This window comes from Pseudomonas sp. NBRC 111133 (assembly GCF_001320605.1).
Lineage (GTDB): Bacteria > Pseudomonadota > Gammaproteobacteria > Pseudomonadales > Pseudomonadaceae > Aquipseudomonas > Aquipseudomonas monteilii.
Genome location: NZ_BCBJ01000001.1, coordinates 83,732 through 96,403 on the forward strand (window position 1 = coordinate 83,732; position 12,672 = coordinate 96,403).

The following is a 12,672-nucleotide window of genomic DNA, read 5'->3' on the forward strand; positions in this document are numbered from 1 at the left end:
CGGGCGCGTTCAGCGCCCGCCACCCAGGTCGATGAAGCTACCCGTGGAGTAGGACGCCTTGTCTGACAGCAACCAGAGAATGGCCTCGGCCACTTCTTCAGGGCGCCCGCCCCGGCCCATGGGCAAGCCGGGTTCCAGCTTGCTGACGCGGTCCGGGTCACCGGACAGCGCATGGAAGCCGGTGTGAATGTAGCCCGGGCGTACGCCATTGACCCGCACGCCCTCGCCTGCCACCTCTTTGGCCAGGCCAAGGGTGAAGGTATCGAGTGCGCCTTTGGAGGCGGCATAGTCGACATATTCGTTGGGTGAGCCCAGGCGTGCGGCCACCGATGACACGTTGACGATGGCGCCGCCTTGCCCGCCATGCCGGCGTGCCATGCGCAGCAGGGCGTGCTTGGCGCAGAGCATGGGGCCGACGACATTGGTTTTCATGACCTTGAGCAGGCGGAACTCGGACATATCCTCCACCCGGCTTTGCTGGCCGATGGTGCCGGCGTTGTTGACCAATGCGGTGACCGGGCCGAGTTCATCATCAACGCGCTGGAACAGCTGGATTATTTCATCCTCGACGCTGACGTCGGCGCGCACAGCAATGGCCTCGGAGCCCAAGGCGCGGACCTGGCCGAGGATGTCTTCGGCGGCTTGCCCGTCGGCGTGGTAGTTGATGCAGATACGGTAGCCCTGGCGAGCAGCCAGCAGCGCCGTGGCGGCGCCGATGCCACGGCTACCACCCGTGATGACGATGACGTTCTCCATGAATGTGCCAATCGTTTGGGAAAGGAGAGTCGACAATAGGCGAAACGGCTGTGCATGGGAATGACCAAAGTCAGCCCAAACACCGCCCCGCTCTCAATCTTGATCTTGCTTTTGCCCTATTAGCCCAGCTCAATGCCCCGCCGACGCCGCCTTGGCCGTAAACGGCGGCTTGGCAAACCACACCAGCAAGATCAACCCGGCAAACACCCAGGTCATCAAGGTGAAGTAATCCACCGTCGACATCATGTACGCCTGCCCATTGAGTATCTGCTCAAGTTGCGCATAGCTCTGCGGGTTAGCCCCACCCAGTTGCTCCAGCGTATGCCGGGTAGCCGGGTCGAACTGGCTGATATTCTCGCTCAGGTAAGCATGGTGCTGATCCGCCCGACGAATCCAGATCCAGGTCGTCAACGAAGCCGCAAAACTCCCCCCCAGCGTACGCAGGAAGGTCGCCAGCCCCGAACCATCGGCGATCTGGTGCGGCGGCAGATCAGACAGCAGAATGCTCAAGGTCGGCATGAAGAACAGCGCCACACCGATACCCATGAACAACTGCACCAAGGCCACATGCTGGAAGTCCACCTCACTGGTAAAGCCCGCACGCATGTAGCAGCTGGTACCGATCGCCAGAAACGCCAGCCCCGCCAGCACCCGCAGGTCGAACCGGTGCGCATACTTGCCCACGAACGGCGACATGATCACCGGCAGCAAGCCGATTGGCGCCACCGCCAGGCCCGCCCAGGTAGCGGTATAGCCCATCTGCGTCTGCAACCATTGCGGCAGGATCAGGTTGATGCCGAAGAACCCCGCATACCCCCCGACCAACACAAGGGTGCCGACCCGGAAGTTACGGTGCACGAACAGGCGCAAGTTCACCACAGGGTGGCGGTCGGTCAGCTCCCAGATCACGAACACGGCCAGAAACACCACCGAAATCAGGCTGCCGACGATGATGAACGAAGACTCGAACCAATCCAGGTCATTGCCTTTGTCCAGCACCACCTGCAACGCGCCGACACCGATGATCAACGTGAGCAGACCGATGTAATCCATCGGCTGGCGGCTGGTGACCACAGGCCGCGTACGCATCTGCTGGCGCACGACGGCGGCGGCGAACAAGCCGATGGGTACGTTGATGAAGAAGATCCACGGCCAGCTGTAGCTGTCGGTAATCCAGCCCCCCAGAATCGGCCCGGCAATCGGCGCCACCACCGTGACCATCGCCAGCAGGGCCAACGCCATCCCCCGCTTGGCCGGGGGGTACACGGCAATCAGCAAGGTCTGGGTCATCGGGTACAAAGGCCCTGCAACCACCCCCTGCAACACGCGAAAGCCGACCAGCTCCGGCATCGACTGGGCGATACCGCACAGGAACGAGGCCAACACGAACAGCAGCGTGGCCCAGATGAACAGTTTCACCTCACCAAACCGCCGGCTCAGCCAGCCGGTCAGCGGCAATGCGATGGCGTTGCTCACCGCGAACGACGTGATGACCCAGGTGCCCTGCTCGTAACTCACCCCCAGGTTGCCGGAAATGGTCGGCAACGCCACGTTGGCGATGGTGGTGTCGAGCACCTGCATGAACGTCGCCAGCGACAGGCCGATGGTGGTCAGCAACAGGCTCGGCGGCGTGAACTGGGCAGCGGCGTTGTTGCTCATCGCTGGGCCGTCTTGCCGGTTGCACTGTTGTCGTGAATCAGCCGGGCAATCAGGTCGTCTGCCTCGACCAGCTGGCGGTCGTACACCTGGGTGGTGTAGCTGGCCTGCTGCGGCGGCTGCTGGGCCAGGGCCGGGCCGCTCTGGTCGTGCAGGTCGACTTCCACCACCGTGGACAGGCCGATGCGCAACGGGTGGTCCTTGAGCTGGTCAGGGCTGAGGTGAATACGCACCGGCACCCGCTGCACGATCTTGATCCAGTTGCCAGTGGCGTTCTGTGCCGGCAACAGAGCGAATGCGCTACCGGTACCGGCCCCCAGGCTGTCCACCGTGCCGCTGTACTTGACCTCGCTGCCGTACAGGTCGGCGCTGATCTGCACCGGCTGGCCGATGCGCATGTCACGCAGCTGGGTTTCCTTGAAGTTGGCATCGATCCACACCTGGTCCAGCGGGATCACCGCCATGGTCGCAGTGCCCGGTTGCAGGCGCTGGCCCAGTTGCACGGTGCGCTTGGCCACGTAGCCGGTCACCGGTGCCACCAGGGTGGTACGGGCATGGTCGAGGTAGGCCTGACGCAAGTCGGCAGCAGCAGCCATCACTTCGGGATGCGAAGACACCACGGTGTCATCGACCAGCGCGCTGCTGGTGCTGAGTTGCTGGCGGGCACTGTTGACGGCCGCCTGGGCGACACTCAGGTCGTCGCGAGCATGGGACAGCTCTTCTGCGGCAATGGCACCGCTGTCGGCCAGCACCTTGCGCCGGTTGAAGTCCTGCTGTGCCTTGCGCAATTCGGCCTGGCGGGTTTCCAGCTGAGCCTTGAGCGAGTCGACGTTGCTGTACAGCCCGCGTACCTGCCGTACGCTGCGCGCCAGCTTGGCCTCGGCGGACTGCAGGGCCACCTCGCTGTCGGCCGGGTCGAATTGCAGCAACACCTGGCCGGCGTGGACCAGGTCGCCGTCATCGGCACCAATGCTGGTGACGGTGCCGGTGACCAGCGGGGTGATCTCCACCACGTTGCCATTGACGTAGGCATCGTCGGTGCTTTCGTGCCAGCGCCCGACCAGGCTGTACCAGGCCCAGGTGCCGATACCGGCAAGGATCAGCAACAACACCAGGCCAAGCAGCCAGGCCTTGCGCTTGCGCGACGGCTCGGGCGCGGCGGAGGGAGTCGGGGTGTCTGCGGGAGTGGCCATGACAATACCTTGGATAATTCGTGACAGGGTTCAACGGTCGCCAAAACGGCGGATCGTCAACGGGTCGCCAGCACTGAGCAGCACCTTGGCCAGCAGGCCTTCCAGGGCCTTGAGCTCTTCCGGTGCCAGCACGCCGCACAATTCGTTCATGGCAGCGGCGCCAATTTCCGGCAGGCGGTCCGCCAGGCGCTGGCCGTCGGCGGTGAGCGCCAGGCGCACCTGGCGGCGGTCGTCGGCGCAGCGGTTGCGCACGATCAGGTCCTTCTGTTCGAGGCGGTCGAGCATGCGGGTCATCGAACCGCTGTCCAGACCCAGGTAGCGGCACAGCTCGGCCGGGGTGTCCACCTGGTACTGGGTGACGATGATCAGCACCTTGAACTGCGCGGCGGTGACGCCCTCTGATTCAAGGTGCCAGTCGAGAATGCGGTCCTTCAGGATCGCTGCGCGGCCGAGCAACATGCCGATGGCGCAGGTCTGGAAGTTTTCGGGGGAAAAATGGGCCATCGGGGATTGCTCGGGTAATTGTGTGAAAATATTACTGCCTAGGCAGTGAATGTCAAAGCTTTAATTAGGTAGCTATTCAAAATTTCATGATTCATGTGCAAATCTGAAGCCCAGCGCCCTTCTCAGTGTGGGAGCGGGCGCGCCCGCGTACACGGGCGAAGCCCGTGCCATCCTGCGCGCTGCTTGTTTCGCGGGCACGCCCGCTCCCACAGGGATCTGTGATTGCTGTTAATATCGTGCGCTCAGGCCAAGTGCCGCAACAGCCCCGCAGGCAATCGCCATGCCCACCAGTTCTGCCAGGCTGCCCGCCTGCAAACGCTTCATCACCCGCCCCCGGTAGAGGTCCACGGTCTTTACGCTGATGCCCAGTTGCTCGGCAATCTCTCGGTTGTTCAACCCCTGGGCCAGCGGCACGAACACGTCACGCTCACGCGGCGTCAGGCCGTCGATACGCGCCTGCACCTGGGCCAATTCCTGATCGCCCTGCCGCGCACGCGTGGCGCGCTCCAGCGCGGCCTGCACGCTGTCGAGCAGCAACTGGTCGCTGTAAGGCTTTTCGATGAAGTCGCAGGCGCCAGCCTTGAACGCACGCACCACGATCGGCACATCGGCATGGCCACTCACGAAGATTACCGGTAGCGCCAGGCCGCGCTCGCGCATTGCCTGCTGTACCGCAAGCCCTCCCAGCCCCGGCATGCGCACATCCAGCAGCACACAGGCAGGCCCATCGTCGACGCAGGCATCGAGAAATGCCTGCCCACTGACAAAGGGCAAGGCCTGCAAACCCACAGATTCCAGCAGCCAGACCGTCGAGTCGCGCATCCCTTGGTCGTCATCGACCACATACACTTTCGCTTGCACCCTCAACTCCCCCCTTATCCCCTGCTGACCGCCAGGCGGCAGCACAATACCAGACCGCCGTTGTCACCCGCCCGCGCCCACAGGCTGCCGCCAAAGCCTTCGATCAGGCTGCGGCTCATACTCAAACCCAGGCCCAGGCCGTCGGCCTTGCTGGTGGTGAACGGTGTGAAGATATCGTCCAGTCGCGCGGGTTCCACACCCGGGCCCTGGTCAGCCACCTCGACCAGCACGCCGTCGCCATCACGCCCAGCGCCGAGCAGGATACGTGACGGCCGTTCGCCCTGCTGCTCGCGGTTGGCATCGATGGCATTGCGCAACAGGTTGAGCAGAACCTGTTCCAGCAACACCCGGTCGGCGTACACCAAGGGCAGTTGCGCACTCATGCGCAGCTCCACCGTCACTTGGTCGCGCGCGGCCTCCCACGCGCACAAGCGCATGGCCTCCTCGGCGACCTCGGTCACGTCCAGCGCCTGCAGGTTCCGTGGCCCCTTGCGCAGGAAGGCACGCAGCCGGCGGATCACTTCAGCGGCGTGGGTGGCCTGTTCGCTGATGCGCTGCAGCCCCTGTCCTACACGCTCACGGGCCTGCGGGTCGCGCTCGATGCTCGACAGGTAGCGCAAGCTGGCGTTGGCGTAATTGACCACCGCAGCCAACGGCTGGTTGATCTCGTGGGCGATGCCCGAGGCCAGTTCGCCGAGGGTGGCCAGCCGGGCACTGTGCGCCAGGCTTTCCTGGGCTTCGATGCGTAAGGTGATGTCGCGGGACACGCTGACCACCTCCACCACCGTGCCGGTGTAGGTTTCACGGATGGCCCGGCTGGCGATTTCGAACCAGCGGTAACCGCCCGCAGCCTGGCGTACCCGGCAGGTCATGGTGTGGTAGCCATCCTGGTCCAGCGCCGCTGCCGCCTGGCGCAGCACCTGCCGCCGCTCGCGCGGGTGCAGCAGGCTGTGCATGGGCATGCCGCGCAGTTGCTCGGGCCACAACCCGAGCAGGCGAAATGCGGCCGGAGAGGCATCCAGAAAGCGGCCATCGGGGCTGTGCCGGGAGATCAGGTCGGTGGTGTTCTCGATGATCAACCGATACAAGCGCCGTGCACGGCTGGCCTCGCGCGCGCCTTGGCGCTCTTCACTGGCGTCACGGCAGCGCCCTAGCACCTGCTGGCCCTGGTCATCAGGCATGAACGTCCACAGCACGATGCGCTCACCCACCTGTACTTCGACATCGGCAATCGCCCGGTGCTGGCGCAGGCAAGCACGTACCAGCGCGGCGCAGTTGGCCGGCAGCCAGCTGGCCAGCCCCGGGCCTTCATCTACCCAGGCTTGCAGCGCGGGGTTGAGCGCCAGCGGCCTGGCGTCATCGGCCAGCAGCAGGCTGGGTTGAGGGTCCTTGGCGAGCAAGGGATAAGCGCTCTTGTCCACAATAGGCGGCTCGTTGTTATAGTAGTCTTACTATATTGCTATAGTCGATATTCCTACTACCATAGCGATTCGCGTAAAACTGCGACAGAGGAAGGCGGCCTACCGTACGCCTTCCCGCACCCTGAACAGAGCTAACAATCAGCCACCGGGGGCCAAGCGCACAGGCTGCGCCTGCCTCCCTTACAGGATTACCGCATGTCGATCTATGCCCAGGGCCTGATGCCCGCTGCCGTCAACCATGTCGCCCTCACCCCGCTAAGCTTCATCGAACGCACTGCTGCCGTTTACGGCAACTACCCCGCCGTGATCCACGGCGCCATCCGCCGCAACTGGCAAGACACCTACCAACGCTGCCGCCGCCTGGCCAGTGCCCTGGTGGGCCGCGGCATCGGCCGTGGCGACACCGTGGCAGTGATGCTGCCCAACACCCCGACCATGCTCGAAGCCCACTTTGGCGTGCCCATGACCGGTGCCGTGCTCAATACCCTGAACGTACGCCTGGACGCCGAGGCCATCGCCTTCATGCTGCAGCACGGCGAGGCCAAGGTGCTGATCACCGACCGCGAGTTCCATGCGGTGATTGAAGCCGCCCTGGCGCTGCTCGAACATCCGCCATTAGTAGTGGACGTGGATGATCCCGAGTACGGCGAAGGCCGTGCGGTCAGCGAGCTGGACTACGAGGCCCTACTCGCCGAGGGCGACCCGGAATATGCCTGGGAGTGGCCGGATGACGAGTGGCAGGCCATTTCGCTCAACTACACCTCCGGCACCACCGGCAACCCAAAAGGCGTGGTCTACCACCACCGCGGCGCCTACCTGAACGCCTTGGGTAACCAGATGACCTGGGCCATGGGGCATCGCCCGGTGTACCTGTGGACCTTGCCGATGTTCCACTGCAACGGCTGGTGCTACCCCTGGACCATCACCGCCCTGGCCGGTACGCATGTTTTCCTGCGCCGGGTCGACCCGCAGAAGATCCTTAACCTTATCCGCGAACACCGGGTCAGCCACCTGTGCGGCGCACCGATCGTGCTCAACGCTTTGGTCAACATGCCGGAAGCCGCCAAGGCCGCCATCGAGCACCCGGTGCAGGCCATGGTGGCCGGCGCCGCACCACCCGCCAAGGTGATCGGTGCCGTGGAAGAAATGGGCATCCAGGTTACCCACACCTACGGCCTGACCGAAGTCTACGGCCCGGTGACCGTGTGCGCCTGGCATGACGAGTGGGACGAACTGACGCTGGAAGAACGCGCGCGCATCAAGTCACGCCAGGGTGTGCGTTACCCGACCCTCGACGGCCTGATGGTCGCCGACCCGCAAACCCTCGAGCCGGTGCCGCGCGACGGCAACACGCTGGGCGAGATTTTCATGCGCGGCAACACGGTGATGAAGGGCTACCTGAAAAACCCCGAAGCCACCGCCGAAGCCTTCCGCGGCGGCTGGTTCCACACGGGCGACCTGGCGGTGTGGCATGCCGATGGCTATGTAGAGATCAAGGACCGACTCAAGGACATCATCATTTCTGGTGGCGAGAACATTTCCACCATCGAGGTCGAGGACGCCCTGTATAAACACCCGGCGGTGCTCGAGGCCGCCGTGGTGGCGCGCCCGGATGAAAAATGGGGAGAAACCCCATGCGCCTTCGTAGCCCTCAAGCCTGGCCGGGAAGACACCCGCGAAGCCGACATCACCAGCTGGTGCCGCGAGCACCTGGCCGGGTTCAAGGTGCCCAAGACCGTGGTGTTTGGCGAGCTGCCGAAAACCTCCACCGGCAAGATCCAGAAGTACGTGCTGCGCGACCGGGCCAAAGCCCTCTGAAGCCGTAGCGGCCTCTTCGCGGGCATGCCCGCGAAGAAGTCAATCCTGATTTCTCCCCTTCAAGAGCCAACGATGACGACCTATTCAGCCCCCCTGCGCGACATGCGCTTTATCCTGCATGACGTATTCAACGCCCCGGACCTGTGGGCCCGCCTGCCCGCCCTGGCCGAGCGCATCGACGCCGACACCGCCGACGCCATCCTCGAAGAAGCCGCCAAAGTCACCGGCCAGCTGATCGCCCCGCTCAGCCGCAACGGCGACGAACAAGGCGTGCACTTCGAAGCAGGCCAGGTCACCACGCCAGACGGTTTCCGCGAAGCCTGGCACACCTACCGCGAAGGCGGCTGGGTCGGCCTGGGCGGCAACCCGGCGTATGGCGGCATGGGCATGCCGAAAATGCTGGGCGTACTGTTCGAAGAAATGCTCTACGCCGCCGATTGCAGCTTCAGCCTGTATTCGGCCTTGAGTGCTGGCAGCTGCCTGGCCATCGATGCCCACGCCAGCGAAACGCTCAAGGCAACTTACTTGCCCCCCCTGTACGAAGGCCGCTGGGCGGGCACCATGTGCCTCACCGAACCCCACGCCGGCACCGACCTGGGGCTGATCCGCACGCGCGCCGAACCCCAGGCCGATGGCAGCTATCACATCAGTGGCAGCAAGATTTTCATCACCGGCGGCGAGCAGGACCTCACCGATAACATCGTCCACCTGGTGCTGGCCAAACTGCCGGATGCGCCCGCTGGCGCCAAAGGCATCTCGCTGTTCCTGGTGCCGAAGTACCTGGTCGAGGCCGACGGCAGCCTGGGCGTACGCAACGCCGCCCATTGCGGCTCGATCGAGCACAAGATGGGCATCAAGGCATCGGCCACCTGTGTCATGAACTTCGATGGTGCCATCGGTTACCTGGTGGGCGAGCCGAACAAGGGCCTGGCAGCCATGTTCACCATGATGAACTACGAGCGCCTGTCTATCGGCATCCAGGGCATCGGTTGTGCCGAAGCCTCTTACCAAAGCGCCGCCCGTTACGCCAACGAACGCCTGCAAAGCCGCGCCGCCAGCGGCCCGCAGGCGCAGGACAAGGCGGCCGACCCCATCATCCACCACGGCGATGTACGGCGCATGCTGCTGACCATGCGCAGCCTCACCGAAGGTGGCCGGGCGTTTGCCGCCTACGTTGGCCAGCAGCTGGACCTGGCCCGTTACGCTGAAGATGCCGGCGAACGCGAACATGCCCAGCGCCTGGTGGCGCTGTTGACGCCAGTGGCCAAGGCGTTTTTCACCGACAACGGCCTGGAAAGCTGCGTGCTTGGCCAGCAGGTGTATGGCGGCCACGGCTATATCCGCGAGTGGGGCCAGGAGCAGCGGGTGCGTGACGTGCGCATCGCGCAGATTTATGAAGGTACCAACGGTATTCAGGCCCTGGACCTGCTCGGCCGCAAGGTACTGGCCGACGGCGGCCAGGCGCTGGCCAGCTTTGCCGCCGAAGTGCGGAGTTTCAGCGTGGATGCCCCGTTGCACCGCGAAGCCCTGCAGGCAAGCCTGGCGCGGTTGGAGGCGACCAGTGCGTGGCTGCGGGCGCGTGTCGGCGAGGACGCCAATCTGGTCAGCTCGGTGGCGGTAGAGTACTTGCAGCTGTTCGGGCTGACAGCATATGCCTACATGTGGGCGCGGATGGCGGCGGTGGCGTTGGCCAAGCAGGGCGAGGACGCTGACTTCCATGGGGCCAAGCTGGCGTGTGCGGCGTTCTTTTTCCAACGGGTTTTGCCGCGTGGGTTGGGGCTTGAGGCCAGTATTCGGGCGGGTAGTGACAGCCTTTATGGGCTGAAGGCGGCGCAATTCTGATAGGACGTTTGGGGCGCTTTGCGCCCCTTTCGCGACACAAGGCCGCTCCTACAGGGGCGGCGCGACTCCTTGTAGGAGCGGCCTTGTGTCGCGATGGGCTGCGCAGCAGCCCCAAGGATCTCAGCCTGCATTTACGTGCGCGAAGGGTTCTCAAACGCTGAAAAACCGTTGCAAATCCGACGAAAAAACGGCACAACTGATAGTCATTCGCCATTACGTCGGTTCTCGGGAGCCCTCTGGCAAGGGTAGAATGCGCAAAACCCGGAGCCGCAATGAACCACGACCGCCTCAATCCCAGCCCAGACGATGCCATCACCGACGCCGCCGCGCATTGGTGCATGCGCCTGCACGCCGAAGACTGCACGGCTGGCGAGCGCGAGGCTTTCGCCCGCTGGCTGGCGGCAGATCCGCGGCATGCCGAGGAATACGAGGCGATGCTGGAAATCTGGCAAACCGCCGACCTGTTGCCACGCACCGCCACTGTCGTCGAGTTCAACCCGCCTGCCCGATACCCTGCGCGTCCACGCAGCTGGCGCCCGCTGGCATCTGCCGCAGCCATCGCCCTGGCGGTACTGCCGCTGGCCGGCTGGGTGGGTTGGGAACAAGGTTGGCTGCCCAACCACTACCAGCACTTCGAAGCCAGTGACCGCATGCAGACCGTGGAGTTGAGCGACGGCAGCACGGTGCAGCTCAACCTCAATACCGAGCTCACCTACCTCAACTACAAGGACCAGCGCCAGGTCACGCTCAAGCGCGGCGAGGCGTTTTTCAAGGTGCAGCACGACAGCAACCACCCGTTCATCGTGCGCGCCGGTCGCGGCCAGACACGGGTCACCGGCACCCAGTTCAATGTGTGGAAATACCAGGACCAGGTCAAGGTCACCCTGGTGGAAGGCTCGGTGCTGGTGTCCAGCGACGGCAGCACCGGTGGCTATCGCCTTGGGCCTGGCATGCAGGCCAGCTACCACCAGGGCGATTTCGAGCCCCAACTGGAGCAAAGCGACGACTACAGCAACAGCCTGGCCTGGCGCAGCGGCAAGCTGGTGCTCGACAACCTGAGCCTGGAACAGGCGCTGCCGGTGATCAACCGCTACCTCGACGCGCCGCTGCTGCTGGCCGATGCCAGCACCGGTCGCATCCGCATCAGCGGCATTTACAACACCCGTGAAGTGGGGCGCCTGGTCAACAACCTGCCCAAGGTGCTGCCGGTCTACCTGACCCGCAGCAAGGACGGCAGCACCGTGCTCAACCGCATCTCGCCGCCGCCCGACAAGGGCTGACGCCCTCCCCACCTTACAAGGTCATCGCAGCCAGCCAGCCGAACGCCAGCAGCGGCAGGTTGTAGTGGATGAAGGTCGGCACCACGGTGTCCCAGATATGGTGATGCTGGCCGTCGACGTTCAGGCCCGAGGTTGGGCCCAGGGTCGAGTCCGAAGCCGGCGAGCCCGCATCTCCCAAGGCACCGGCAGTGCCAACGATGCACACCGTGGCCAGCGGGTCGAAACCCAGTTGCACGCACAGCGGCACGAAGATCGCGGCCAGGATCGGCACAGTGGAGAACGACGAGCCGATACCCATGGTCACCAGCAGGCCCACCAGCAGCATCAGCAAGGCGCCGACGCCCTTGCTGTGGTCGATCCACTGCGCCGAGGTTTCCACCAGGCTTTTCACCTCGCCGGTGGCCTTCATCACATCGGCAAAGCCCGAAGCGGCAATCATGATGAAGCCGATCATGGCCATCATCTTCATGCCCTCGGTGAACAGGTCATCGGTGTCCTTCCATTTGACGATGCCCGACAGCGAGAAAATCAGAAAGCCAACCATGGCCCCGATGATCATCGAATCCAGCAACAGCTGGACGATGAACGCTGCGGCGATTGCCAGCCCGGCCACCAGCAGTGTCAGCGGGTTGTACTGCACGCTCACCTGCTCCACCTGCTCGATGCGGGCCAGGTCGTAGTCACGCTTCTTGCGGTAGCTGATGAAGACGGCCAGCAACAGGCCTGCGAGCATGCCTGCCGCCGGGATGGCCATGGCGTGGGTCACATTGACGCCACTCACATCGACACCGGCACGGGCAACGTTGGCCAGCAGAATTTCGTTGAGGAAGATGTTGCCAAACCCCACCGGCAGGAACATATATGGGGTAATCAGCCCGAAGGTGATGACGCAGGCAATCAGCCGGCGGTCGATGCGCAAGCGGGTCAGCACATACAAAAGCGGCGGCACCAGCAGCGGGATGAAGGCAATGTGGATGGGCAGGATATTCTGCGACGACACCGCCACCACCAGCATCAGGCCAATCATCAGCCATTTGACCTTGCCGCCATTGGCGTGGCCCTGGCGATCGATCATGGCCAGTGCACGGTCAGCCAAGGCATGGGCCAGGCCAGACTTGGCGATGGCCACGGCAAAAGCGCCCAACAGTGCATAGGACAAAGCCACCGTGGCACCACCGCCCAGGCCGCCGTTGAAGGCCTTGAGCGTGCCTTCGACGCCCAGCCCTCCGACCAGCCCACCGACCAGGGCGCCAATGATCAGGGCGATGACCACGTGCACGCGGGACAGGCTGAGTATCAGCATGATGCCGACCGCGGCGATCACTGCATTCATGGTTGGCT

The 12,672-nt window shown here is 64.1% G+C and carries 10 protein-coding genes; 3 read left to right on the forward strand and 7 right to left on the reverse strand.

Annotated features, from left to right (window positions below):
• Positions 1 to 9: 9 nt before the first annotated feature.
• The 6 genes from APH36_RS00415 to APH36_RS00440 all read right to left on the reverse strand — a co-directional run bounded on the left by APH36_RS00415 (position 10) and on the right by APH36_RS00440 (position 6,391).
• Complete coding sequence (locus tag APH36_RS00415; protein WP_060496984.1) at positions 10 to 756, reverse strand: SDR family oxidoreductase; 747 nt, start codon at positions 754 to 756, stop codon at positions 10 to 12.
• Between the two features lie 129 nt (positions 757 to 885).
• Positions 886 to 2,415 (reverse strand): DHA2 family efflux MFS transporter permease subunit, encoded by a 1,530-nt coding sequence (locus APH36_RS00420; protein WP_060496985.1) that lies wholly within the window; start codon positions 2,413 to 2,415, stop codon positions 886 to 888.
• Positions 2,412 to 3,605: an HlyD family efflux transporter periplasmic adaptor subunit gene (locus APH36_RS00425; RefSeq protein WP_060496986.1), complete on the reverse strand. Its 1,194-nt coding sequence runs from the start codon at positions 3,603 to 3,605 to the stop codon at positions 2,412 to 2,414. The genes APH36_RS00420 and APH36_RS00425 overlap by 4 nt, the downstream gene beginning before the upstream one ends.
• 30 nt (positions 3,606 to 3,635) lie before the next feature.
• The gene (locus APH36_RS00430; protein ID WP_060496987.1) at positions 3,636 to 4,109 is read right to left on the reverse strand and encodes a MarR family winged helix-turn-helix transcriptional regulator; all 474 of its coding nucleotides are present in this window, start codon (positions 4,107 to 4,109) and stop codon (positions 3,636 to 3,638) included.
• 228 nt (positions 4,110 to 4,337) lie between these two features.
• The gene (locus APH36_RS00435; RefSeq protein WP_082426309.1) at positions 4,338 to 4,970 is read right to left on the reverse strand and encodes a response regulator transcription factor; all 633 of its coding nucleotides are present in this window, start codon (positions 4,968 to 4,970) and stop codon (positions 4,338 to 4,340) included.
• A gap of 14 nt (positions 4,971 to 4,984) precedes the next feature.
• On the reverse strand, positions 4,985 to 6,391 hold the full coding sequence (locus APH36_RS00440; protein ID WP_060496988.1) for a sensor histidine kinase: 1,407 nt from the start codon (positions 6,389 to 6,391) through the stop codon (positions 4,985 to 4,987).
• Positions 6,392 to 6,586: 195 nt separating this feature from the next.
• Between APH36_RS00440 and APH36_RS00445 the strand changes: the two genes are divergently transcribed.
• From APH36_RS00445 to APH36_RS00455, 3 genes are all read left to right on the forward strand, one after another.
• Complete coding sequence (locus APH36_RS00445; protein WP_060496989.1) at positions 6,587 to 8,209, forward strand: acyl-CoA synthetase; 1,623 nt, start codon at positions 6,587 to 6,589, stop codon at positions 8,207 to 8,209.
• A gap of 72 nt (positions 8,210 to 8,281) precedes the next feature.
• Positions 8,282 to 10,051, forward strand: coding sequence for an acyl-CoA dehydrogenase C-terminal domain-containing protein (locus APH36_RS00450; protein ID WP_060496990.1), 1,770 nt, complete (start codon positions 8,282 to 8,284; stop codon positions 10,049 to 10,051).
• 272 nt (positions 10,052 to 10,323) lie between these two features.
• On the forward strand, positions 10,324 to 11,331 hold the full coding sequence (locus APH36_RS00455; RefSeq protein ID WP_060496991.1) for a FecR family protein: 1,008 nt from the start codon (positions 10,324 to 10,326) through the stop codon (positions 11,329 to 11,331).
• Positions 11,332 to 11,344: 13 nt separating this feature from the next.
• Here the strand turns inward: APH36_RS00455 and APH36_RS00460 are convergent, their stop codons facing one another.
• Positions 11,345 to 12,664: a Na+/H+ antiporter family protein gene (locus tag APH36_RS00460; RefSeq protein ID WP_060496992.1), complete on the reverse strand. Its 1,320-nt coding sequence runs from the start codon at positions 12,662 to 12,664 to the stop codon at positions 11,345 to 11,347.
• Positions 12,665 to 12,672 lie beyond the last annotated feature (8 nt).

Coding starts and splice junctions, on each gene's coding strand:
- APH36_RS00445 (WP_060496989.1), top strand. CDS start 6,587: ATGTCGATCTATGCCCAGGGCCTGATGCCCGCTGCCGTCAACCATGTC.
- APH36_RS00455 (WP_060496991.1), top strand. CDS start 10,324: ATGAACCACGACCGCCTCAATCCCAGCCCAGACGATGCCATCACCGAC.
- APH36_RS00430 (WP_060496987.1), bottom strand. CDS start 4,109: ATGGCCCATTTTTCCCCCGAAAACTTCCAGACCTGCGCCATCGGCATG.
- APH36_RS00460 (WP_060496992.1), bottom strand. CDS start 12,664: ATGAATGCAGTGATCGCCGCGGTCGGCATCATGCTGATACTCAGCCTG.
- APH36_RS00415 (WP_060496984.1), bottom strand. CDS start 756: ATGGAGAACGTCATCGTCATCACGGGTGGTAGCCGTGGCATCGGCGCC.
- APH36_RS00425 (WP_060496986.1), bottom strand. CDS start 3,605: ATGGCCACTCCCGCAGACACCCCGACTCCCTCCGCCGCGCCCGAGCCG.
- APH36_RS00420 (WP_060496985.1), bottom strand. CDS start 2,415: ATGAGCAACAACGCCGCTGCCCAGTTCACGCCGCCGAGCCTGTTGCTG.
- APH36_RS00450 (WP_060496990.1), top strand. CDS start 8,282: ATGACGACCTATTCAGCCCCCCTGCGCGACATGCGCTTTATCCTGCAT.